The sequence below is a fragment of the Polyangiaceae bacterium genome (assembly GCA_015075635.1).
GTDB lineage: Bacteria > Myxococcota_A > Polyangia > Polyangiales > Polyangiaceae > JADJKB01.
The window spans coordinates 563941-584986 of record JABTUA010000002.1; the positions used below are offsets into that span (position 1 = coordinate 563941).

The 21046-nt window shown below is 69.4% G+C and carries 23 protein-coding genes and 1 pseudogene; 15 read left to right on the forward strand and 9 right to left on the reverse strand.

Annotated elements, in window-relative coordinates:
• Positions 1-64: 64 nt before the first annotated feature.
• Positions 65-631, reverse strand: coding sequence for an exonuclease (locus HS104_18770; GenBank protein ID MBE7482009.1), 567 nt, complete (start codon positions 629-631; stop codon positions 65-67).
• A gap of 158 nt (positions 632-789) precedes the next feature.
• Here HS104_18770 and HS104_18775 point away from each other — a divergent pair, with 158 nt between their 5' ends.
• From HS104_18775 to HS104_18805, 7 genes are all read left to right on the forward strand, one after another.
• Positions 790-2280 (forward strand): NCS1 family nucleobase:cation symporter-1, encoded by a 1491-nt coding sequence (locus HS104_18775; GenBank protein MBE7482010.1) that lies wholly within the window; start codon positions 790-792, stop codon positions 2278-2280.
• Positions 2281-2287: 7 nt separating this feature from the next.
• Positions 2288-3562, forward strand: a complete 1275-nt coding sequence (locus HS104_18780) for an acetylornithine deacetylase/succinyl-diaminopimelate desuccinylase family protein (protein MBE7482011.1) — start codon at positions 2288-2290, stop codon at positions 3560-3562.
• 52 nt (positions 3563-3614) lie between these two features.
• Entirely contained in the window at positions 3615-4166 is a 552-nt protein-coding gene (locus HS104_18785; GenBank protein MBE7482012.1) for a Uma2 family endonuclease, read from the forward strand.
• Positions 4156-4401 carry a DUF3820 family protein gene (locus HS104_18790; protein MBE7482013.1) on the forward strand — a complete coding sequence of 82 codons (246 nt, stop codon included), beginning with the start codon at positions 4156-4158 and terminating at the stop codon, positions 4399-4401. Before HS104_18785 ends, HS104_18790 begins: the two co-directional genes overlap by 11 nt.
• A 110-nt stretch (positions 4402-4511) precedes the next feature.
• Complete coding sequence (locus HS104_18795; protein ID MBE7482014.1) at positions 4512-5627, forward strand: hypothetical protein; 1116 nt, start codon at positions 4512-4514, stop codon at positions 5625-5627.
• Between the two features lie 79 nt (positions 5628-5706).
• Positions 5707-6525, forward strand: a complete 819-nt coding sequence (locus HS104_18800; GenBank protein MBE7482015.1) for a hypothetical protein — start codon at positions 5707-5709, stop codon at positions 6523-6525.
• A gap of 43 nt (positions 6526-6568) precedes the next feature.
• On the forward strand, positions 6569-7789 hold the full coding sequence (locus tag HS104_18805) for a PQQ-binding-like beta-propeller repeat protein (protein MBE7482016.1): 1221 nt from the start codon (positions 6569-6571) through the stop codon (positions 7787-7789).
• Here the strand turns inward: HS104_18805 and HS104_18810 are convergent.
• Together HS104_18810 and HS104_18815 are read right to left on the reverse strand one after the other, a co-directional pair.
• Complete coding sequence (locus HS104_18810) at positions 7773-8258, reverse strand: GNAT family N-acetyltransferase (protein MBE7482017.1); 486 nt, start codon at positions 8256-8258, stop codon at positions 7773-7775. The genes HS104_18805 and HS104_18810 overlap by 17 nt on opposite strands.
• 2 nt (positions 8259-8260) lie before the next feature.
• Positions 8261-8671 carry a hypothetical protein gene (locus HS104_18815; GenBank protein ID MBE7482018.1) on the reverse strand — a complete coding sequence of 137 codons (411 nt, stop codon included), beginning with the start codon at positions 8669-8671 and terminating at the stop codon, positions 8261-8263.
• 122 nt (positions 8672-8793) lie between these two features.
• Between HS104_18815 and HS104_18820 the strand changes: the two genes are divergently transcribed.
• Entirely contained in the window at positions 8794-9660 is an 867-nt protein-coding gene (locus HS104_18820) for an acyltransferase (protein MBE7482019.1), read from the forward strand.
• A 177-nt stretch (positions 9661-9837) separates the two neighbouring features.
• Here the strand turns inward: HS104_18820 and HS104_18825 are convergent.
• Positions 9838-10116 (reverse strand): annotated as a pseudogene (locus tag HS104_18825) (NlpC/P60 family protein).
• A 100-nt stretch (positions 10117-10216) separates the two neighbouring features.
• Here HS104_18825 and HS104_18830 point away from each other — a divergent pair.
• The 5 genes from HS104_18830 (at position 10217) to HS104_18850 (ending at position 14452) form a co-directional block, all read left to right on the forward strand.
• Positions 10217-11236 (forward strand): hypothetical protein, encoded by a 1020-nt coding sequence (locus tag HS104_18830; protein ID MBE7482020.1) that lies wholly within the window; start codon positions 10217-10219, stop codon positions 11234-11236.
• 89 nt (positions 11237-11325) lie between these two features.
• Positions 11326-12822 carry a CoA-acylating methylmalonate-semialdehyde dehydrogenase gene (locus HS104_18835; protein MBE7482021.1) on the forward strand — a complete coding sequence of 499 codons (1497 nt, stop codon included), beginning with the start codon at positions 11326-11328 and terminating at the stop codon, positions 12820-12822.
• A gap of 36 nt (positions 12823-12858) precedes the next feature.
• On the forward strand, positions 12859-13113 hold the full coding sequence (locus HS104_18840) for a hypothetical protein (protein MBE7482022.1): 255 nt from the start codon (positions 12859-12861) through the stop codon (positions 13111-13113).
• A complete protein-coding gene (locus HS104_18845; protein ID MBE7482023.1) occupies positions 13103-13525 on the forward strand; it encodes a PIN domain-containing protein in 423 nt (140 codons plus the stop codon). The genes HS104_18840 and HS104_18845 overlap by 11 nt, the downstream gene beginning before the upstream one ends.
• A 3-nt stretch (positions 13526-13528) precedes the next feature.
• Complete coding sequence (locus HS104_18850; protein ID MBE7482024.1) at positions 13529-14452, forward strand: hypothetical protein; 924 nt, start codon at positions 13529-13531, stop codon at positions 14450-14452.
• Here the strand turns inward: HS104_18850 and HS104_18855 are convergent.
• Together HS104_18855 and HS104_18860 are read right to left on the reverse strand one after the other, a co-directional pair.
• Positions 14430-15437 carry a diacylglycerol kinase gene (locus HS104_18855; GenBank protein MBE7482025.1) on the reverse strand — a complete coding sequence of 336 codons (1008 nt, stop codon included), beginning with the start codon at positions 15435-15437 and terminating at the stop codon, positions 14430-14432. The genes HS104_18850 and HS104_18855 overlap by 23 nt on opposite strands.
• Before the next feature lie 59 nt (positions 15438-15496).
• Positions 15497-16078 (reverse strand): Uma2 family endonuclease, encoded by a 582-nt coding sequence (locus HS104_18860; protein MBE7482026.1) that lies wholly within the window; start codon positions 16076-16078, stop codon positions 15497-15499.
• 58 nt (positions 16079-16136) lie between these two features.
• Between HS104_18860 and HS104_18865 the strand changes: the two genes are divergently transcribed.
• On the forward strand, positions 16137-17456 hold the full coding sequence (locus HS104_18865; protein ID MBE7482027.1) for an aminotransferase class III-fold pyridoxal phosphate-dependent enzyme: 1320 nt from the start codon (positions 16137-16139) through the stop codon (positions 17454-17456).
• Here the strand turns inward: HS104_18865 and HS104_18870 are convergent.
• Both HS104_18870 and HS104_18875 read right to left on the reverse strand, forming a co-directional pair.
• A complete protein-coding gene (locus HS104_18870; protein MBE7482028.1) occupies positions 17431-19068 on the reverse strand; it encodes a serine/threonine protein kinase in 1638 nt (545 codons plus the stop codon). The two genes, HS104_18865 and HS104_18870, sit on opposite strands and share 26 nt — an antisense overlap.
• A gap of 21 nt (positions 19069-19089) precedes the next feature.
• Positions 19090-19599 carry a hypothetical protein gene (locus HS104_18875; protein ID MBE7482029.1) on the reverse strand — a complete coding sequence of 170 codons (510 nt, stop codon included), beginning with the start codon at positions 19597-19599 and terminating at the stop codon, positions 19090-19092.
• Positions 19600-19673: 74 nt separating this feature from the next.
• Here HS104_18875 and HS104_18880 point away from each other — a divergent pair, with 74 nt between their 5' ends.
• Positions 19674-19889: a hypothetical protein gene (locus HS104_18880; GenBank protein ID MBE7482030.1), complete on the forward strand. Its 216-nt coding sequence runs from the start codon at positions 19674-19676 to the stop codon at positions 19887-19889.
• A gap of 21 nt (positions 19890-19910) precedes the next feature.
• On the opposite strand, the gene HS104_18885 is transcribed toward HS104_18880, so the two are convergent.
• Positions 19911-21041: a hypothetical protein gene (locus HS104_18885; GenBank protein MBE7482031.1), complete on the reverse strand. Its 1131-nt coding sequence runs from the start codon at positions 21039-21041 to the stop codon at positions 19911-19913.
• Positions 21042-21046 lie beyond the last annotated feature (5 nt).

The following is a 21046-nucleotide window of genomic DNA, read 5'->3' on the forward strand; positions in this document are numbered from 1 at the left end:
CCTGTCCCCGCTTGTCCTACATGCACCGCACCGCATCGCGCTTGGCGCGGACGCGCCCGCGATGCTACGGAACACCTCGTCGCAGCTCCGCCAGCACGTTGCAGAACAGCGCGCCCTGTTCGATGGCGTCGTCCAGCGCTTGGTGTGTGTGCGGCAGGTCGTCGAACCAGCGGCGCGGCATGTTGCGCTTCGTCGCGTCGCGATAGCCGGTCCCGAGCAGCGCCATCGCCAGCGTCTTGATGTCGAGCGCCGAGTGCGAGAACGGGCTCCTGCCCGCGAAGCGCATCAGGTACCAGTAGACGAACAGAAAGTCGTAGGCCACCGGGTAGCCCACGAACACCGGCGGGGCGCCGAGTGACTCGACCCACGCCACGTAGCGCGGCATCACCAGAGCGGGGTCCTCCGGGTCCTTGCGGCACGCGGCCCAGGCCTCGGGCTGCGACCGCCAAAAGCTGGCGGTGTCCGGGTGGGCCGCGGCGCCAGGCAGCGTCTCGAGGTTGGCGCTGAACGTGGAAACGAGCTGTTTATCGGCCGTGAATGCGGCGGAGGCGAAGCTCAGCATCGAGTGCGGTCCCGGGATCGGGCCGTCGGCCTCGACGTCGGTGCTGACGTAGATCTCTGCGCGAGCCATGGAGCCCGCAGGGTCGCAGAAAACGAGCGCGCGTGCGCCCATTTGTCCTGCGCCGCCGCCTCGTGTTACTCGCCCCGCCCTCGGGAGGCGGCATGACCACGGTCGCGCGTGAAGAGGACCTGAGCCAGGGCCCTCCGGTTGTTCGAAGCCAAGGGCAGATGTTCGAGGTCGAGGGTGAGATCGTCTCGCCCTACAACAACCACGATCTTTCACCGGTGCGCATCAAGGAGCGCAAGTGGGGGACCAAGGACATCGCCGCGCTCTGGATCTCGATGTCCGCGTGCGTGCCGACCTACATGCTGGCGTCCAGCGTGATCGCCGAAGGCATGAGCTGGTGGCAGGCCGTGCTCACCATCTTCCTCGGCAACACCATCGTGCTCCTGCCGATGCTGCTCAACGCGCACGCCGGCACCAAGTACGGCATCCCGTTCCCGGTCTACTGCCGCCCGTCGTTCGGCATCCTGGGGGCGAACGTCCCGGCCATCCTGCGCGCGCTGGTGGCCTGCGGCTGGTTCGGCATCCAGGCCTGGATCGGCGGCTGGGCCATCTACAAGATCCTGACGGTCTGGATCCCGAGCTGGGACGAGCTCCCGAACCTGCCCTTCGTCGGCATCAACGTGCCCCAGCTGATCTGCTTCCTGCTGTTCTGGGCAGTGAACATGCTGGTCATCTACAAGGGGATCGAGTCGATCCGCATCCTCTTGAACATCAAGGCACCGCTGCTGATCGTGCTCGGGCTGGCGCTGCTCTACTGGGCGTACTCCAAGGCCGGCGGCTTCGGCCCCATGCTCGACAAGCCCAGCGCCTTCGACGCGGGGCAGCCCAAAGCCGGCCAGTTCTGGGCCTTCTTCTTCCCTGCCCTCACCGGCATGGTCGGCTTCTGGGCCACCCTCTCGCTGAACATCCCGGACTTCACCCGCTACGCGTACTCGCAGCGCGACCAGGCCGTGGGCCAGGCCCTCGGCCTGCCGACCACGATGGGGCTGTTCTCGTTCATCGGCGTCGCCGTCACCAGCGCCACGGTGGTGATCTACGGCGAGACCATCTGGGATCCGGTGATCCTGATCACGCGCTTCAAGAACCCCGTGCTACTCGTGGTCGCGCTGGCAGCGCTGGTCATCGCCACGCTCGCCACCAACATCGCGGCCAACGTGGTGAGCCCGGCCAACGACTTCGCCAACATCTCGCCCAAGAAGATCTCCTTCCGCACCGGCGGCCTGATCACCGGCGTCATCGGCATCCTGATCCAGCCCTGGCGCCTGGTCTCGGATCCGAGCGGCTACATCTTCACCTGGCTGGTCGGTTACTCGGCGCTGCTCGGCTCCATCGGCGGCGTCTTGATCGCGGACTACTACGTGGTGCGCAAGACCAAGCTCGATCTGATCAAGCTCTACGAGAGGGAAGGCCCGTACTGGTACAAGGGCGGCTGGAACCCCATCGCCATCGTGGCGCTCCTGGCCGGCATCCTGCCGAACCTGCCGGGCTTCCTCGGCGTGGTGAAGTGGGCCCAGGTCGGAGAGTTCTGGCTGAAGCTCTACAACTACGCCTGGTTCGTCGGCTTCGCACTCTCGTTCGCCGTGTACGCCGGGCTCACGCTGGCGCTGGCAAAGCCTTCTGACCAGGTGACAGAGGACGCTCCCGCGGCATAATCCGAGGATGAACCCGGAGCTCTGCGCCCGCTTGCTCGAAGAGGCCGAGCGGGCGCAGGACGAGCTCGTCGCGCTCACCCAGGCGCTGGTCCGGATCCCGAGCGTCAACCCTCCGGGCGAGCACTACCGCGACGCCGCCGAGCTGCTCGGCGCGGATCTCGCCGAGCGCGGCTACCAGGTCGCCTACCACGAGGCGGAGGGCAGCCGGTCGCACAGCCGAGCGCACCCGCGCGTGAACGTGCTCGCGCGCCTGGGCGACGGCGCGCACCCCGTGGTGCACCTGAACGGTCACCTCGACGTGGTTCCCGCGAGCGCCGGCTGGACGGTCGATCCCTTCGCGGGGCTCGTGACGGACGGCAAGCTCTACGGCCGCGGCACCGCGGACATGAAGGCCGGCCTCGCCGCCGGCGTCTTGGCGGTGGAGGTCGCGCGCCGCGCGGGGCTCGCGCTCCGCGGCAGCGTGGAGATCTCCGGCACCGTGGACGAAGAGAGCGGAGGCCAGGCCGGCGTGGCGTGGTTGTGCGAGAAGGGCGTGATCCGCCGGGACCGCGTGGACCACGTGATCATCCCCGAGCCGCTCGACCCCGATCGCATCTGCGTCGGACACCGCGGCGTCTACTGGTTCAAGGTGACGGCGCACGGACGCGTCGCCCACGGCAGCATGCCGTTCCTGGGGTCGAGCGCCATCGACCACCTGGCCCACTTCGTCGAGCGCGTGCGCACCGAGCTCCAACCTGCGCTCCGGGAGCGCGTGACCCACATGCCCGTGGTCCCCGACATGGCGCGCCACGCGACCCTGAACGTGAACGCCATCCTGGGTGGGCAAGCCGGGTGCGAGCCGCAGACGCCCTGCGTGGCTGACCACGCGGAGGCGATCTTCGATCGGCGCTTCCTGCTGGAGGAGGGCTTCGTCGCAGCGAAAGAGGAGATCGTCGCCCTGCTCGCCAAAGCCCGGGCCGAGGACCCTTCCCGCCGCTACACGCTGGAAGATCTGCTGGTGTTTCACCCCGTGCAGACACCGGCGGGCTCTCCGCTGGTCGCGGCTCTCGAGCGCGCCATCGAACAGGTCTACTCGCGCCCCGCCCAGCTGGTGGCGAGCCCCGGCACCTACGACCACAAGCACTTCGCCCGGCTCGCCGGCATCGAGCACTGCGTCGCCTACGGTCCCGGCACGCTGGAGCTCGCGCACCAGCCGGACGAGCACGTCGCCATCGAAGACCTGGTGCGAGCCACGGGCGTGATGGCCCTGGCGCTGGTGGACCTGGGTGTATTCGCTGCCTAGCGCGGGCCCGTGCTAGATTGCTCGGGTGACCGTCGCGAGCACCTTCCAGCGGATGACTGCGAGCGAGTACCTCGCCTGGGAACGGCAGCAGGAAACACGTCACGAGTTTCACGGCGGCGAGGTGTTCGCGATGGCTGGCGGCAGCTTGCGCCACAACGCTCTCGGTGCGGCCTTGATTCGCGATCTCGGGCTCTCCCTTCGAGGCGGGCGCTGCAGAGTCCTGACCAGCGACCAACGGATAGCCGCGCCTCCCGGGTCCAGCTACGTCTACCCCGATGCGGCGGTGGTATTCGGGCCCGTCGAGCTCGAGAGCGGAACCAACGACGTGCTTCTGAATCCGACCGTGGTCGTCGAGGTGCTGTCGAAGAGCACGGAGGCCTACGACCGCGGCGAGAAGTGGGAGGGCTACCGGCGCCTCGCGTCCGTGGTGGACTACCTGCTGGTCTCCCAGACTGCCGCCAGAATCGAGCATTTTCAGCGGCAAGCCGATGGGTCCTGGCGCTACAGCGTCTCGGAAACCGGAGGGCAGGTACGCCTCGCGAGCGGCGCGACCGTCGACATCGACTCGATCTTCGCGGGCGTCTTCGAGCTCGATGGCGACTGACTTCCCGCTCGAGCCCGAGACCTTGCGCGAGCTCGTCCGCGCCAAGATGCCCTTTGGTCGCTACTCGGGGCAGCCGCTCTACACGCTGCCGGAAGCCTACCTGGTGTGGTTTTCGCGCCAGGGGTTCCCGCGCGGCAAGCTCGGACAGCAGCTGGCGTTGATGCTCGAGATCAAACACAACGGGCTCTCGCCGTTGCTCGACCCGATCATCGTCGAGGTCGAGCGCGAACGCTGACGCGAGTTCACGCGTGAGGTGTCAACTACGCGTCACACGTTGCGCGCGCGCAACATCACATTCAGCGTTCCGCTGAGTGGCACGTTGATTGCGTCCGCGCGATCACTTTCATGCCGCTTACTCTTCCGCGGCGTGCCGGTCCCACCGGCGCGGCCGTCGTGGTGTGTCTTTCACTCGCGCTCGCCACCTCCCACGCTCTCGCGGAGACGTCGGTGTGCGTCGAGGTGCAGCAGAAGACCTGGGCCTCCGAGTCGAAGCAGCCGAAGCCCAAGGCGACGCCCGAGGCCTGGCGCTTCAGCGCCGATCCCGCCAAGACCGGCGAAGGCCCGGGGAGCTTCGATCCTGCCGCCTACCTCAAGCGCGTCCTCGAGTACGAGGTGACGCACGAGCCCGGCTTTCACTCGCTGCCCAAGGGCTGCCAGCATCGCGTCGAGGTCGAGCTCTTCCCGCTCTCGTCGGGCTGGACGGTGTTCGCGCGCTACACGGGCACCGCCCGCGAAGAGAAGGTGGACTACGTCCAGCTGGACGAATTCCCCCAGCTCGCGCAGCGCCTCGCCTACGCGCTGCTCCGCGACCGTCCCATCCAGCAGACCATCACGCGCGAGAACGTGCTGCGCTCCGACAGCGAGCACGCCTATCGCACCATCGCCACGCGCGGCCACGTTGCGCTGGCGCTCGGGACCGCGGTCCGCGCAGGCAAGCTGGCAACGGCGAACGACGCGCAGGCGCCCGCTAACGAGGAGCTTCGCCTGCTCACGCCCGTGAGCTTCCAGTTCGGGTACCGCGGGAAGTTCAAGGAGTGGGGCCTGGACGTGCTCGGGCGCCTGGGCATGGGTAGCCGCGAGCGTGCCGTGCGCAACAACGAGCTCGGCGGTCACGTCGACTTCGCCGGATCGGCGAGCCTGGGCCTGCACTTCCTGCGCTACCTCGACCCGCCCGGGATGACTTCGTTCTACTACGGCGGTGGCGCCAGCTTCGAGCTCTCGCTGTTCTCGATCATCCGCCCCGATGGGCAGCGCAGCGAGCGCGATCGGGACTACGTGCTCGGCGCAGGCCTGAACCTCGACTTGCTCGTGGGCTACGAGTTCCTGCGCGCTTCGTCGCTGCACTTCTTCGCGCAAGCAGAGCTGCAGGTCCCGACCTACGCGGTGCGCGCCGAGAGCTCCTACGGCTCGCTCGACGCCTACTTGCCCGGGGGCTTGGCGCAAATTGGCGTCCTGTTCTGAACTGCCCGCCGGCCTCCTCGCGCTGGCCCTGGTGCTCGCCGCGCCGGTTGCGCTTGCGGGCGTTCGCACCTGCGTCACCGTGCAGGCGCCGAGCGAGCGCGCGGGGCTCGAGAAGCTCGTCCGCCACGAGCTCGCGCGCCACGCGAGCCACGATTGGGCCGAGCAAGGCTGCGAGGCACGCCTGCGCGTCGAGCTGATCAGCGTGGGCAGCGAGCGCCACCTCACCGGCTGGCTCGACGGCGAGGTTCCGCATCGGGTGACGGTGGGCGGCGACGGGCTCGCGCCAGCGTTGGAGGAGCTGCTCAGCGTGATCCTGCACAACGACCCGCGCCGGCTGCGCGGACCCCAGGCCGAGCAGGATCTGTTCGCGACGGGCGTCCGCGCGCTGCGCCTGAACGGGCAGACCTACGTCGGTGTCGAGGCCTACGCGCTCGGCGCCTGGGTCGGCGACCGGGCGCAGTCGCTGTCCGGTCTCGGAGCTTTCGTGCGTCGCGAGGTCGGCAGCGTTCACGTGGCCGTGCGCTTCGCCGGCGCCCACGACTTCAGCGAGCGCTCCGAGCTGCGCCTGAGCACCGACGTGGTCGCCGAAGTCGAAGCGGCGCTCTGGTCCAGCAGCACGGCGGACACGGCAGCGTTCGCGGCGCTGTCCCTGGGCTACGAGTACCAGCGCTTCGCGGGCCCGGCGCCGCTGGCTGGCCCCGACGCCCACGCCTCGGCCAGCGCGTCGGGCTTCTCGCCGTCACTGCGCGTGGGCGTGGAGCTGTTCCGGGTGACGCGCACGCGGGCGCTGTTCTTCCTCGCAGCGCGCGCGCCCGTGTTCGTCAGCAGCGACTCCGACGGCGGCGTGGTGGACCAGTGGACACCCACCCTCGCCCTGGGCGGCGCCGTCGCTTTCTGAGAAGGCGGTTGACGGCTGGGCCCGCTCGGCTTCGGATCGCCCGGTGCCGCGCCTCGTCAAAGCCGCCTGCCCGCACTGCGGTGCCGGCGTCACGCTCGATCCGACCCGCGACGTCGTGAGCTGCACCTTCTGCGGCACGTCGTCGTTCATCCAGCGGCCGCGGCGCGCGCCCACCGAGCCCATCCCGGTCGCTCCGCAAGGCATGCCTACCATCGTGATGCCCGAGGTGCGACCCGCGAGCACGAGCGCGCTCGTGGTCGTACCCATCGTGCTCGTGCTGGTGCTGGCGGGCGTCGGCGCGGCCATCGCCTTCTCGGGCAAGGCGGGCGGCGGGCGCTACTCGGTCGGCGGGCGCCCGCTGCCGCTCGACGCGAACGGCGACGGCGTGGAGGACATCGTGTTGGAGGTGACCACCCTGGGGAAGACTCCGCAGCTCCACTTCGCGGCGTTCGACCCGCAGTCCGGCAAGGAGCTCTGGCGCACGCCCTCGCTGGGCGCCAGCGGCGAGGCCAACCACGCGACCACCGCGCGCGGGCGGCTGGTCGTGACCGTGCGCAATGCCGTGTTCGGGTTCGACGGCAAGAGCGGGACGCAGGCCTTCGCGACGGCGTTGCCCGAGCTGCCGGAGGCGCTCTGCAAGCACCCGAGCGGAGTCGCCGTGCTGACCAAGGACAAGCAGCTCTTCCCGGTCGATCTGGGAAACGGGGCGTTGGGCGCTCCGACCGCTGGTGCACGTTACGCGCAGGAGAAAGGCACGCGCTGCGTGGACCTCGATCCAGCGGACGCAAGCCAGGGTCCCGGTCTGATCGAGGTGGACGAAGCGCCCTACCGTGACCGCGTGAAGGGCATGCAGGTCTCCGACGTCTTCGCGATCGCGGACACCAAGCAGGTGCTGGTGCTCGGGACGCGCGAGCCGGGCACTCGCGTGCCCATGCTGGCGGCGTTCGACGGCGAGAAGCTGCTCTGGGTGCAGGAGCTCCCGGTGTCGGAACCGCTCCTGGCGAAAGAGGGAGAGCCAACTGCCTTTGCGGTCGCGTCGGGGCGGGTGCTCGCCGCCTACGAGCGCAGCGATCGCCAGGAGCTCCGCATCGTGTGCTTCGACTTCCACTCCGGCCGGCGCGCCTGGGAGGCCGCGCTGCCGGAGCGCGACTTCTTCACCTCGTTCGGCATCACGGATCGCTACGTCGTCGTGCGCGGGTTCTCCAAGGCGTGGACGTTCGCGCTGGCGGACGGCAAGGATCTGGCGGTCATCTCGGGTCTGTAGCGCGGTTCCGTGTCATCTCGAGCAACGTCGGCCGGAAGCCGCAGGCCGCGAACAGGCGCTGCGCCGAGTGGTTTCCCACCATGGTCGAGAGCACGATGCGCGGCGCGCCCAGCGCCTCGAGCTCGGCGATCAACGCTTCGACCAGGCGCCGGCCCGTGCCGCCGCGGCGCGCAGGCTCGGCGACCAGGACGTCGTGGATGGCGCCGTGCTCGTCCAAGAGCAGGTTCCAGTCGCGGGCCTCGAGCGTGCCATAGGCGTAGCCAACGATCTCGCCGTGCAGCTCGGCGACGAGAATGCGCGCCTGCTCGCGGCCGAGCTCGTGGCGGAACCACCGCTCGTAGCCAGCTTCGACGCCGTCCACGAGCATGAAGCGCCCGGGGTCCACTGCGTGGTGCTGGCGCACGAGCTCCGCGGCGAGGGCCGCGGCTCTCGGCAGGTCATCTGGAGTGGCGCGGCGGACGACCAGCATGCTCACTTCGGCGGCGGTGCGCCGTACATGGCCTTCACCTCGCCGGGATCCTGCGGCCCTTGGGGCGGCGTGGCTTCGGGCGGCGGATCGGCGGGCATCCCGTACATGGGTGCGGGCGCGCCGGGATCACCGGGCGACGTGCCCATGCCCGCGTCCGGACCCGGCTCGACGGGCGCCGGAGCGCCGTACGCCGGAGCCACGGGCGGACCGCCGTAGACCGGAGCAGGCGCCGCGGCGCACCCCGCGGCGAGGGCGGCGCCCAGCGCCAGGCGAGCGGTACGCGAAAGCCTGGACACGTCTGGCAGCTCGCGCGGCGTCTCGCGCGACAGCGCAGCGGCGCAGAACGGGCAGGCGGTCTCGCTGTAGCGCACATGGCGCTCACACGACGGGCAGGGTCGCAGGGTTGCGATCATCAATCCTCCTCCAGCTCGAAGTCTGGGAGGCTACACCGACTCCGCCGCGCGCTCCCACTGAACATTGGACTCTCGGCGGAAAGGCGCTGGTGCCGCCGAGCGGCCTCTGTATCCTACGGCGCATGGCGCAGATTGTCCGTTGCGGGTTGATCCAGTGTGCGAACGCGCTCAACGACGAGAGCGCACCGGTGAAGAAGATCCAGGAGGCGATGCTCGCGAAGCACATGCCCTTCATCGAGGAGGCGGCCAAGAAGGGCGTACAGATCCTGGGGCTCCAGGAGATCTTCAACGGCCCCTACTTCTGCCCGAGCCAGGACAAGCGCTGGTACGAGGCGGCGGAGTCGATCCCGGGGCCCACCACCGAGCTCTTCCAGGCCATCGCCAAGAAGCACGGCATGGCAATCGTGCTGCCGCTCTACGAGCAGGAGATGCGCGGCGTATTCTACAACACCGCCGCCGTCATCGACGCCGACGGCAAGTACCTGGGCAAGTACCGAAAGCAGCACATCCCGCAGGTCGCCGGCTTCTGGGAGAAGTACTTCTTCCGCCCTGGCAACGGCGGCTACCCGGTGTTCCAGACGGCGTTTGCCAAGGTCGGCGTGTACATCTGCTACGACCGCCACTTCCCGGAGGGGGCGCGCTGCCTCGGGCTCAACGGCGCCGAGATCGTCTTCAACCCGAGCGCCACGGTCGCCGGGCTCTCGCAGTACTTGTGGAAGATCGAGCAGCCCGCGCACGCGGTGGCCAACGGCTACTTCGTCGCCGCTTCGAACCGCGTCGGCACCGAGGCACCCTGGAACATCGGCAAGTTCTACGGCACCAGCTATTTCGTGAACCCTCGCGGCCAGTTCGTGGCAGAAGCCAGCGAGGACAAAGACGAGCTCGTGGTCGCCGACCTCGACCTCAACCTGATCGACGAGGTGCGGCAGACCTGGCAGTTCTTCCGCGATCGGCGCCCGGACGCCTACGACGAGCTGGTCCGGCCGTAGTCAGTCACACCCGCCGCAGAACCCCTGGGGACAGCAGGGCCCGTTCTGGCCGCAGTCCGCGGGCTTCGTGCACATCACGAGGCCCGTGCATGAGCTCACGCACTGCGCCGGCCCCGAGCCCGTCTTGCAGCAGGTCGCGCCGCCGCAGTCCGCGGAGCCCTTGCACTCGGCCGACGAGCCCCCGCTGCCACCGCTCGGAGACCCACCGCTAGAGCTGCCGCTCGCGCCACCGCTCGAAGCCCCACCCGCCGCGCTGCCGCTCACTCCGCCGCTGCTGGCACCGCCGCTGCTGGCACCGCCGCTGCTGGCACCGCCGCTGCTCGAGCCGCCGCTGCTGGCACCACCGCTGCTGGCACCGCCACTGCTGGCACCGCCACTGCTGGCACCGCCACTGCTGGCACCGCCACTGCTCGAGCCGCCGCTGCTCGTGCCACCGGCCGAAGTGCCGCCACTGCCGCCGTCCTCCGACGACGAGCCGCAGGCTGCGAGGGTGAGCGACACCAAGAGCCAAGCACGCCCTGCCATTTGCAGCAGGATAGCGCGTATCATCAGCGTCATGCGGATCCTGTTTTCCATGGCGCTGCTCTGCGCGCTCGGCGTCCCTGCCTGCGGGGACGAGTCTGGGTCGAACGACGCGCCAGGGTCGGGTGGCAGCGCCAGCGGTGGCGCTGCCGGGAGCGGCGGCGCGTCGGGTGCCGGCGGCTCGACGGGCGGCAGCGCTGGCAGCGCTGGCTGCGCCTTCCAGCTCTCGAAGGACGGGCGAACGCTGTGCGCGGTCGAGCCAGCGTCCTCCCCGGGGATCAGCAACACCTTCGGCTATCACGCGGTCGGGCTGCCGGCGACGATCGGCGCGAGCACTCCGGTCTACGTTCACCTGGTCGGCTCCGGCGGCGACCCCGCCAAGCCGGCGACCCAGGCGTTCCCCAACCAGCTCTTGATGGAAGAGCTGACGGCCCTTGGCGTCCTGGTGCTGATGCCCGCTTACGACAACGAGCCGGCGGTCGGGATGTTGTGCAAGCTCGATCTGGCCTGCTACGAGCCCGTGCGCCGCGAGGTGCTCTTCGGAGTGGACGCCCCGGCACCCTACGCTGCGTTGAAGGACGTGCAGAAGCCCAACGACATCGTGTCGCGCCTCGGAGCGCTGGTGAAGTCGGTGACCGACGCGGGACTGCTCGGCGCGACTCCACCGGAGGCGTTGGCCGACGGCAAGGTGGACGTCGCCAAGCTGCGCGTGGGCGGCCACTCCCAGGGTGGGGGGCACGCCGCGCTGTTCGCCAAAGACTTCGCGGTGGCGCGGCTTTGTATGTTCAGCTCGCCCATGGACGGCACCGACACCGGCGGCGTCGGGACGGCGGTGCCCTGGGTGAGCGGCGCCTGGGCCACGGGGCTCGAGAAGCGCCGCGCCGTCATTCACGAGCAGGATCCGGGGTTCCTCAAGGCCAAGGCCAATTTCGACGCCATGGGCCTGGTCGAAGGCACGCACTGGACGCGCCTGACCCTGACCACGTCCGAGCCGCACGCCTCGACGGTGAAGGACGCGGCTACGGCCGCTGCCCGCGCGTCCTGCGTGGATTGACGCACGTGCGCCGGCACTGAGCGGTCTCACAGCTTGAAGAAGCCCCTTCGGCGCGTCATGCTTCGCGCCTCGATCAGGAGACCCGCGTCATGAGCAAGCTGCCTGCTTTCCCCGCCCGAAGCTACGACTTCGTCGAATACGTCCCGGTCAAGAACTGGATCGGCGGCGAGTGGCGAGAGCCGACCACCGGCAAGACCATCCCGGTGGAGAACCCGCGCTTCGGCAAGGCCATCTCCAGCGTGCCGATCAGCGGCGCGGAGGACGTGGACCTGGCGGTCAAAGCCGCCGAGAAGGCGCAGAAGAGCTGGCGCGACGTGCCGATGCGCGAGCGCGCGCAGGTCTTCTACCGGCTGAAGGCGCTGATGGAGCGCGACATCGACGAGCTCGCATGGCTCGTCACCCACGAGAACGGCAAGCCCATCGAGGAGGCGCGCGCCAGCGTCGAGAAGGGCATCGAGTGCGCCGAGTTCGGCGCAGCGCTGCCCAACGGCGGCGGCGCGGGCGAGCAGCTCGAGGTGAGCCGCGGCGTGCTCTGCAAGGAGATCTACGAGCCGCTCGGCGTCGTGGCGGGCGTCACGCCCTTCAACTTCCCGATCATGGTCCCGCTCTGGATGCTGCCGCAGGCCATCGTGGGCGGGAACGCCTTCGTGCTGAAGCCGAGCGAGCAGGTGCCGATGGGCAGCATGAAGCTCGCGCAGCTCTTGAAGGAGGCTGGGCTGCCGGACGGCGTCTTCAACGTGGTCAACGGCTCGGTGGACGTCGGGAACGCGCTCTGCGATCACCCCACCATCCGCGCCATCGGCTTCGTCGGCTCGACCAAGGTGGCGAAGCTCGTCTACGCGCGGGGCGCGGCCTCGGGCAAGGCGATGCTCTGCCTGGGTGGCGCCAAGAACCACCTGATCGTGGTGCCGGATGCGGATCCGAAGGTCGCTGCGGACAACATCGTCGCCTCCTTCACCGGCTGCACCGGTCAGCGCTGCATGGCGGCCAGCGTGATGGTGGCCGTCGGCAACGTCGATCACGTGCTCGGCCCGATCCTGGAGAAGTCGAAGCAGCTCCAGGCGGGCAAGCAGCTCGGCCCGGTGATCAGCAGCGCCGCCGTCGAGCGCATCGAGCGCTACATCACGGAGGCCGAAAAGGCCGGCGCCAAGGTCGTGGTGGACGGCCGTGGCCAGAAGGGTGGCAAGGAAGGCTACTGGACCGGCGCCACCGTCATCGACGGCGTGACTCCGGAGATGGGCGCCTGGCAGGACGAGATCTTCGGACCCGTCCTGTCCATCGTGCGGGTGAAGACCCTGGACGAGGCCATCGCCCTCGAGAACAAGCACCCCTACGGCAACGCGGCGGCGGTCTACACCACCAGCGGCGCAGTCGCCGAATACGTCACCCACCGCGTCGAGGCCGGCATGGTCGGCGTGAACGTCGGCGTTCCGGTGCCGCGCGAGCCCTTCGGCTTCGGCGGCTGGAACCAGAGCAAGTTCGGCCACGGCAACATCACGGGCATCGACGGCTTCCACTTCTGGACGCGGCCGCGCAAGGTCACCATGAAGTGGGAGATCCAGCCGGACACGACCTGGATGGGGTGAGTGGCGACAACACGGGATCCGTGCTACACGGATCCCGTGGCCAATCTGACCATCACCGTCGACGACGAGCTGCTGAAGAAGGCCCGCATCCGTGCCCTGGAGCGCGGGACCAGCGTGAACGCCGTGCTGGCCGAGTACCTCCGGACCTTCGCGGGCGAGGTGCACACCCAGGCGCGAGCCACGCGCGCCTTGCTCGCGCTCGCGAAAGAGAACTCGAAGGCGTCGGGGCGCGCTCGCGGCAAGGCCCGCGGTGGGCGGCGCTGGACCCGGGACGAGCTGCATGAGCGCTGACCGCACGTTCGTGGACACCAACGTCTTCGCCTATCTGTTCGACGATTCGGAGCCGAAGAAGCAGGCCAGCGCCGGCAAACGCCTGGAGCAAGAACAGCGCGAGCGAGAGCTCGTGGTGAGCACACAGGTGCTCCAAGAGCTGTACGTGGCCCTCACCAGGGGCAAATCCCCGATCGCGAGCCCGGAGGTCGCCGAGCGCGCGGTCCGCGAGGTCAGCACGTACACGGTCGCGCAGGTGGACTCGACAGCCGTGTTCGCGGCCATCGCCACGAGCCGGCAGAGTCGCATCTCGTTCTGGGACGCGCTGATCGTTCGCGCGGCGGCCGACTCGGGTTGCTCCGTGCTGCTCAGCGAAGACCTGAACGACGGCCAGGTGATCGAGGGCGTGCGGGTGGAGAACCCGTTCGCGTAGGCGATGTCGAAGCGAGCCCTGCTGCTCCTGACCCCGCTGCTCGCGGTGGCCTGCCCCACCCCCACGCCGCCGAGCCGCGAGCCCGAGCCCGTCGCCCCCTCCGAGCCGGTCGATGCTTCGCCGCTACTGGAGACCCTGCCCGATGCAGGCCCCGCCGACGCCGCGGCCGACAGAACCCCCGACGCCGCGCCGGCCGAGCCTCTCGTCGGCTCGACCGCGGAGTATTTCCGCTGCGGCGATGGCAAGTGCAGGTCCGGGAGCGAGACCTGCTGCGGCGCGAGCAACCGCGGTGTGTGCTTGCCGAGCTCTCCGGACGACGCGCCCCAAGGCAAGGTCGGCTACCTGAAGACCCAGTGGGAAATCTGCGACAAGGCGGCCCTCGAGAAGACCGGCTACAGCATGTCGCACATCGATCGCTGCGACGAGAGCATCGACTGCAAGAAGGGCGAGCTCTGCTGCGACAACTTCCTGTTCTCCGGCGGCACCATCGGGGAGTGCGTGAAGCTGCCCGCCGGGGGCTCGACGCCCTGCGACTACGGCGAGCGCTGCATCGAGAGCTCGACCTGCCGCCTACCTGGCAGTCAGTGCATCGAGGGCTACTGCAAGAAGCCCGTGCCCAATCTGCCCTGCGGCGACTCGCCGTGCAGCGGCTCCACACCGTACTGCTGCGGCAGCACGCAGAGCTGCGCGTCGAAGTGCGAGTCCTGGCATCAGGTGCGCTGCGCGCGCCACGCGGACTGCCTGGCCGGGCAGCGCTGCACGGTGTCGGGCTACGGCAGCGCCTGCCTGAGCATCATCCAGGATCGAGACTCGCAGCAGACGGTGTGCAAGCTCGACGGCGAGTGCAACTACAAGTGCAACGACGGCAGCCGCCCGCGCTGCAAGACCTCGGTCATCCCCTGGATCAAGAGCTGCCAGTGCCCTTGAGTCGCCGCCAGTCGATCATGGGGACGGCGTCGGGCAGGTAGGACATCTCGACCTCCGTCCGCTCGCCCGCGAGGTCGCCTCCGATCTCGAAGGGGACCGGGCGATCGAACTCGAAGCGGCAGCGCGTGACGAAGAAGTGGTGGTCGTCCGGGAGCGGATGGGCGCCGCGCCAGAGCCAGGGCATGCGCACCGTCGCGTGCAGCGCGGACGCGGCGTAGATGCGCACGTTCATGCGCCCGGGCACCAGGTGCGCGAACGGAAAGGCGCGGAAGCCGAGGCCCAGCTCTTCGGTGGTGGCCGCGCCGCCGACGCTGATCGGGCCCTCGTACAGCACGGCTCCCGGGCCCGCACCGGGGATGGGCACGGCGCGCCCTTCCGGCGTCACGCCGAACGCGGGCTCGCCCAGGTTCACCAAGCGCACGCGCGGCGGCGAATACCCGAACAGGTGGCGCGGAATGGTGCGCGTGAACAGGCTCTGCATGTAGCCGCCCCGCGCGCTCAGTCCCCGCACCGCGCCGGGCACGCTCGCCTGGATGGCCTTGTAGTCCGCCAGGACTTCCGCGTCCCAGCCGGTGCCGGCGAAGGGCGTGATGCGACCTTCGGTCTCGACCAGACCGAACTGCCGGAGCGGCGGGGTCCCGTGCTCGGCCAGCCGGGAGAGGCCGCGAAACGCGGCGCGCTTGCCGACCTCTCCGGTGGCGCGTGCCCAACCGTTGCCCGTGCCCAGGGGGAGCAGGCCGAAGGCGGGTACCGTGACGCCGTGATCGCGGAGCTCGTTCAGGAGCGCCACTGCCGTGCCGTCGCCGCCACCGGAGAGCAGCACCTCGGGTCGCGCCGGCGTGAGCTCGTCGCGGACCCAGGCGCGCGCGTCCTCCAGGCTGCGCGTCACGGCCACGCGAGCCCTCGGCAAGATCTCCCGGATGCGCCGTCCCACGGCCTCCGAGCCGTGGCGCGCCCGGAGATTGACCAGAACGGCGACCGTCATCCTGGAGCAACCTAACCCCGGGCGGCGACCGCGGCCGTCAGGTTTTGGTCACAGCTGACTCACTCCGGGGCCTGCGTGCGCGGCAAGAACAGGCGGCCAATCGGCACCTCGACCGCCTCGAAGGGGGCGATGCGGGCCGTCTCCGTGTCGTCGAAGGAGCCGGCGTCCACCCAGCGGCCGTCCACCAGGGCCAGCGCCTCGAGCGTGCGCGCGTCCGGATCGACGATCCAGTAGTGCTTCACGCCGTGCTCGGCGTAGATGCGGCGCTTGGTCACGCGATCCCGAGCCTGGTCCGACGCGCTCACGATCTCGCACACCCAATCCGGAACGACGCCGATGGGGCGCACGTCTGGCTCCGGCAGCCGCTCGCGCCGCCAGCCGGAGAGGTCCGGCCGCACCACATGGGCTCCGAGCAGCACGTCCACCTCGACGAAGATCCACCAGCCGCCGGGACCCCCGAAACCGTCGTCGTCGTCGTAGGGACCGCCGACGAAACGGCGGAGAGCGCCCTGCGGCTTGCTGTGGCGAGGCCGCGGAGCGGGCGCGGTCTGGATCACCCCGTCGAGGATCTCCGCGCGCACGCCCTCCGGCAGGGCCAGGAGGTCCGCGTAAGTCGGGACGGGGCGCGCCGGGTTCGCCATTTGCGGCTCCCGGCAATAGTAGCATCATCCGGACCCCGCTCAGCGAAAGGTAGCGACGATGGACACCCAGGAGATGATCGACCTCTGCAAGCGCCACACGCTCTACACCTGGACTGCCACCGACGCCGTGAACCCGTTGCCCATCGCCCGAGCGGAGGGCGTGTACCTGTACACCCCCGAGGGCAAGCGCATCCTCGACTTCAACAGCCAGCTGATGAGCGTGCTCATCGGTCACAGCCACCCCAAGGTGGTCGCGGCGATGAAGAAGGCCGCCGACGGCTTGATCTACGTCTACCCGCAGACCGCCACCGAGGTGCGCGCGCGCTACAGCAAGCGCCTGGCGGAGCTCACCCCCGGCAACATCAACACCTTCTACTACACGCTGGGCGGAGCCGAAGCGAACGAGAACGCCATCCGCGCCGCCAAGCAGTTCACCGGCCGGCAGAAGATCCTGACGCGCTACCGCGCGTACCACGGCGGCACCAATGCCACGATGCAGCTCACCGGCGACCCGCGGCGCTGGGCCAACGAGCCCGGCATGCCCGGCGTGGTGCGCGTGATGGACCCGACGCCGTACTACTACAGCTTCGGCAAGACGGAGGAGGAGATCACCGCGAACAACCTCCAGTACGTGGAGGAGGTGCTCATGTACGAGGGGCCGCACACCATCGCGGCCATGATCCTGGAGACGGTCACCGGCACGAACGGCGTGCTCGTCCCGCCCAAGGGCTACATGCAGGGCCTGCGCGCGCTCCTGAAGAAGCACGGCATCCTGATGATCTGCGACGAGGTGATGGCGGGCATGGGGCGCACCGGCAAGCTCTACGCCTTCGAGCACTTCGACATCGTCCCGGACATGGTCACCATGGCGAAGGGCCTGACCAGCAGCTACGTGCCGCTCGGCGCCATGGGCGTGTCCGACGAGATCCGGGACTACTTCCACAAGAACGTGTTCTGGGGCGGCCTCACCTACAACTCGCACCCGTATTGCCTGGCCGTGGCGGAAGCGGTGCTCGACGTGATGGTCGGCGAGGGCCTGGTCGAGAACGCCGCGCGCATGGAGAAGGTCGTGCGCCGCGAGATGGATCGGCTGACCGCCAAGCACCCGAGCCTGAAGGAAGGCCGCGTGATCGGCCTGTTCGGCATGATGGACGTGCAGAAGAACAGCCGTGGCGACTTGATCGCGCCCTACAACGGCAGCCACCCGGCCATGGGCAAGCTCGCCAAGTTCTTCGAGCAGGAGGGCCTCTTCACCTTCGTGCGCTGGTCGAGCTTCACCTGCAACCCGCCGCTCACCATCACGGAGGAGCAGTTGATGGAGGGCTTCGCCATCGTGGACAAGGGGCTCGAGATCACGGACGAGGTCTTCGAGGGGTGAGCCCCGAGGCCACCTCGGCGCTCGGAATCGTCCAAGGCTCCGCCGCGAGCAGCGCATCCGCTGCCTGGCGCAGCGGCGTCGAGAGCTCGCCATTCAGCGCGTCGCGGAACGCTCGAGCCAGCGTCGCCGCCGAGTCGAAGCGTCGCTCGCGATCCTTCGCCAGGCCCAGCGCGAGCACGCGGTCCAGGTCCGGCGATACGTCCGCGAGCAGCGACGGCTGGACGGGCTGCACGTGGACCACCCGGTAGAGGGTCGAGGTCGGGTCGCCGCCGGTGAACGCCGGCTGTCCGGTCAGCGCGCGATACGCGATGGCGCCCAAGGCGAAGACGTCGGCCCGATGATCGACGGCCTCTCCACGCGCCTGCTCGGGCGACATGTAGCTGGGAGTTCCGACGGCCTGCCCCCGGGTCAGCTCGCTGCCTTCGCTCAGGATCGACGCCACGCCGAAATCGAGGATCTTCCACAGCGGCGGCCCGGCCTCGCCTTCGGCACGGAAGACGTTGTTGGGCTTGAGATCGCGGTGCACGATCCCCGCCTGGCGAGCCACCTCGAGCCCGCGCCCGACGTGGCTGAGCAGGTCGGCCGTGGCGGGCACGTCGAGCCGGCTCTCCTCGCGGAGGATCGCCGCGAGATCGCGACCCCGGAGCAGCTCGGTGACGAGATAGGGCGTGCCGTCGGGCGCCCTGTCCGCGTGCAGCACGCGCACCACGTGGGGGGACACCAGCGACGCGGCCGCCGCCGCTTCGCGCAGGAACCGCGCCACCTGATCGGCATCACCCACGTGGTGCGAGTGGAGCACCTTCACCGCCGCGCTGGGCCCACCCTCCAGGTGGCGCGCGGCGTACACGTCCGCCATGCCACCACGACCGATGACTTCCTCGAGCACGTAGCCCGACAGCTGCTCGCCGCTCCAGCGCCCGAGCCTCGCGCCCGTCAGCGCTCGACGCAGCTCGGCGCGGGCCTCGGTGAGCAAAGCGTCACCCTGCAGCACCTGGCGACTGGCCTGCTCGAGGCGATCCATCACGGCGCGGGTGGCCCGCCGGTTGCGGCGCGCCATCACGTAGGTTCCGAAGAAGACGGCCTCCAGCATGACCGTGAAGCCGACGATGGCGCGTGGGTTCTCCTTGCTGATGGCGATCACCGACTCGGTGAGAGGCAGTGCGCCGGCGAGGCTCAAGATGGCGAGAACCAGGTATCCGAGCGAAGCGCTCACGTAGGCGACCCGCGCGATGAAGGGCGAGTCGTCGAGCGAGTGGTAGAAGATGATCACCGGGAACAACGCCGTCACCGGTGAGAGCAACCCGAGCTGCACGGTCGCGGCCAACGTCGCAGCCGTGGCGAGCAACGCCAGGACGACGATCCACCAAGGATCGAGCTGCTTTTCCCGCGGGGTCGCCGCCAGGACGATCGCCGTGACGACGGCGTTGACCACGACCGTGAGAGTCAAGAGCCAGTGCTTGGCGTCCTTGTCCACGGTGAGCTGCAGCGCAATCGCCGCGACCAAGCTCAGCCACAGGTTGATGTGCAGGCCGGCGCGATCGCGGGTCCGGCGCTCCTCGCGGAGCTGCCGCACCAAGAGCGAGCGCTTCTGGATCTGCTGGGGCCCAGACACCGGCGGCCAGTCTAACAGGAGTCAGCGCACCAAGAGGTAGCGGCCCGGCTGGGACGCAGGCAGAGCTCCAGCGTCTCCGATGCGCGCGAAGTGCTGCCGGATCTCGTCGCCACCGCGCGCGAGCCCGAGCTCGATCACCGAGCGCGGCCCGGTCGCGTAGCGCTCCCCGGGCGAGACCAACAGAATGCCCGGGCGTCGCGTGCAGCGGACGTGTGCCCAGCCCCAGCCAAAAGCGCGCGCGAGGGTCTGACCGTAGAGGCACGCCAGCGCCAGCACCTCCTGCGCGCTCGGCTCCTTCGCCGTGTCGGTGTGAGTGGCCAGCGCATCGACGATCGCCGCCGGCGGCGCGTCCTCGTCCAGGCCGATCAGCGCGAGCCCCTGACCGATGGCGAGGTGCAGGTCGTCGAGCAGCTCGTCGGCCACGGGCTCGTGGTGAGGCTTGCCGCGCTGCTTTCGCCGCGCGAACGGCGCCGCCTCGATCACCGCCTGGCGCGGCGGCTCGGCGTGCTCGAGGCGGGGATCAGGCTTCACGGAGGCCCGAGCCTAACACCCGTGCCCGGCGCGCACGTGGTCGGCTCACCTCGCGTCTGGTATCTTCCTCCCGAGTGCCCGTCGTGCGTCGCTTCCTGATCGCGCTCGTCGCGCTCGCTACGGCCGGCTGCCCGGATTCGACGTCCGGCAGCAAGGCCGGCCCGCCCGCGACCTGCACCAAGCGCGGCGAGCAGTGCAAGCTGGCCGACGGTGTGCTCGGCGTCTGCAACGACGTCGCCTGCCCCGCCGGCAAGGACCCGCCTTGCCTGGGCTGCGTCTCGCAGCACTGAGACGCTCGGCGCGCGCCCGCCTCACTTCGGCACGTAGATGGTGTCGCAGCCGAACTGGATCTCGATGGAGCCGTTGGGATCCGACTGGATGCTCTGGCAGGTGCCCGGGCAGACCTCGACCTTGCTCGGGTTCTGGTCGTTGTCGTAGTACCAGCCGCCGTTCGGGCCGCACTCCGCCGCGGAGCCGACCTTGCCGATGGGCGCGCCGTTGAAGAGCACGTTGACCTTGGCCGGGTTCAGGGTCTCGCCGGACTGCGGCGTCGGAATGCCCCACGCGCAGTCGAGCTTGGCGGCGCCCACCACACCCTGCGCCAGCTGGTTGAAGACCGGATCGAAGTTCTGGAGGCACATGTCGCTGGACACGCCGCCGGTCTGCTGCACCAGCTCCTTGTACACGGTTCCCGGCGTCGCAGCGCTGGGGCAGTCCGTGTAGCAGTAGATGCCGTACATCTTCCACTGCGACGGCTTGATCATCGCCGGGTCGAGCGCGTTCAGCTCGGTGGTGAACTGCGCCGCTGGCTTCGAGGAGTTGTCGTCGGTCACGACCGTGAAGATCTTGATCGACTCCTGGCGCAGCATGTTCTTGTAGTTCGGGTACTGCTCGATGTATTTGATCAGCGCGTCCGTGCTGTTCACCGTCTCGTACACGTGGGCGTAGAGCGGGAAGTTCGTGTCTGCCGGGCACTGCCCGGAGCCGAGTGGCTTGTCGATGCAGATGCCCTCTTCGGGGATGATCCCCGGGAACGGCGAGGGCGCCCACTGCTCGGCGATCACGACGATGCGTACGTCCACGCCGACGCTCGAGATGAGCTGAGAGAACTTGTTCATGTTGGCCTTCACGGCCGCGGTCTCCTCGGACATGCTGCACGAGGTGTCGATGGCCCAGATCACGTCCACTGGCAGCGTGCCCGAGGCCTTCTGAGACACGCCGGCGCAGGTGTTGCCCACGCCACCGCCGCCGCCCTGACCGGTGGCGCCCGTGTTGATGAGCCCGCCGCTGCCACCGCCGTTGCCGAAGCCGCCGCTGCCGCCGCCGCCGCTGGCCGCGCTGCCTGCGCCGCTACCGCCCTCGCCCCCGCCGTCGTTGCTCGCCGCGGAGCAACCGAACGCGAACACCACGGCCGCCAACGCGACCCGCCGCAAGTCGAGCATGCGCA

What these genes read in the sequence shown, in the direction of transcription:
- HS104_18820 (MBE7482019.1), top strand. Translation starts at nt 8,794, where the DNA reads ATGGCGCAGATTGTCCGTTGCGGGTTGATCCAGTGTGCGAACGCGCTC.
- HS104_18775 (MBE7482010.1), top strand. Translation starts at nt 790, where the DNA reads ATGTTCGAGGTCGAGGGTGAGATCGTCTCGCCCTACAACAACCACGAT.
- HS104_18850 (MBE7482024.1), top strand. Translation starts at nt 13,529, where the DNA reads ATGTCGAAGCGAGCCCTGCTGCTCCTGACCCCGCTGCTCGCGGTGGCC.
- HS104_18815 (MBE7482018.1), bottom strand. Translation starts at nt 8,671, where the DNA reads ATGATCGCAACCCTGCGACCCTGCCCGTCGTGTGAGCGCCATGTGCGC.
- HS104_18865 (MBE7482027.1), top strand. Translation starts at nt 16,137, where the DNA reads ATGGACACCCAGGAGATGATCGACCTCTGCAAGCGCCACACGCTCTAC.
- HS104_18790 (MBE7482013.1), top strand. Translation starts at nt 4,156, where the DNA reads ATGGCGACTGACTTCCCGCTCGAGCCCGAGACCTTGCGCGAGCTCGTC.
- HS104_18785 (MBE7482012.1), top strand. Translation starts at nt 3,615, where the DNA reads ATGACTGCGAGCGAGTACCTCGCCTGGGAACGGCAGCAGGAAACACGT.
- HS104_18810 (MBE7482017.1), bottom strand. Translation starts at nt 8,258, where the DNA reads ATGCTGGTCGTCCGCCGCGCCACTCCAGATGACCTGCCGAGAGCCGCG.
- HS104_18845 (MBE7482023.1), top strand. Translation starts at nt 13,103, where the DNA reads ATGAGCGCTGACCGCACGTTCGTGGACACCAACGTCTTCGCCTATCTG.
- HS104_18770 (MBE7482009.1), bottom strand. Translation starts at nt 631, where the DNA reads ATGGCTCGCGCAGAGATCTACGTCAGCACCGACGTCGAGGCCGACGGC.
- HS104_18855 (MBE7482025.1), bottom strand. Translation starts at nt 15,437, where the DNA reads ATGACGGTCGCCGTTCTGGTCAATCTCCGGGCGCGCCACGGCTCGGAG.
- HS104_18780 (MBE7482011.1), top strand. Translation starts at nt 2,288, where the DNA reads ATGAACCCGGAGCTCTGCGCCCGCTTGCTCGAAGAGGCCGAGCGGGCG.
- HS104_18795 (MBE7482014.1), top strand. Translation starts at nt 4,512, where the DNA reads ATGCCGCTTACTCTTCCGCGGCGTGCCGGTCCCACCGGCGCGGCCGTC.
- HS104_18835 (MBE7482021.1), top strand. Translation starts at nt 11,326, where the DNA reads ATGAGCAAGCTGCCTGCTTTCCCCGCCCGAAGCTACGACTTCGTCGAA.
- HS104_18830 (MBE7482020.1), top strand. Translation starts at nt 10,217, where the DNA reads ATGCGGATCCTGTTTTCCATGGCGCTGCTCTGCGCGCTCGGCGTCCCT.
- HS104_18860 (MBE7482026.1), bottom strand. Translation starts at nt 16,078, where the DNA reads ATGGCGAACCCGGCGCGCCCCGTCCCGACTTACGCGGACCTCCTGGCC.
- HS104_18885 (MBE7482031.1), bottom strand. Translation starts at nt 21,041, where the DNA reads ATGCTCGACTTGCGGCGGGTCGCGTTGGCGGCCGTGGTGTTCGCGTTC.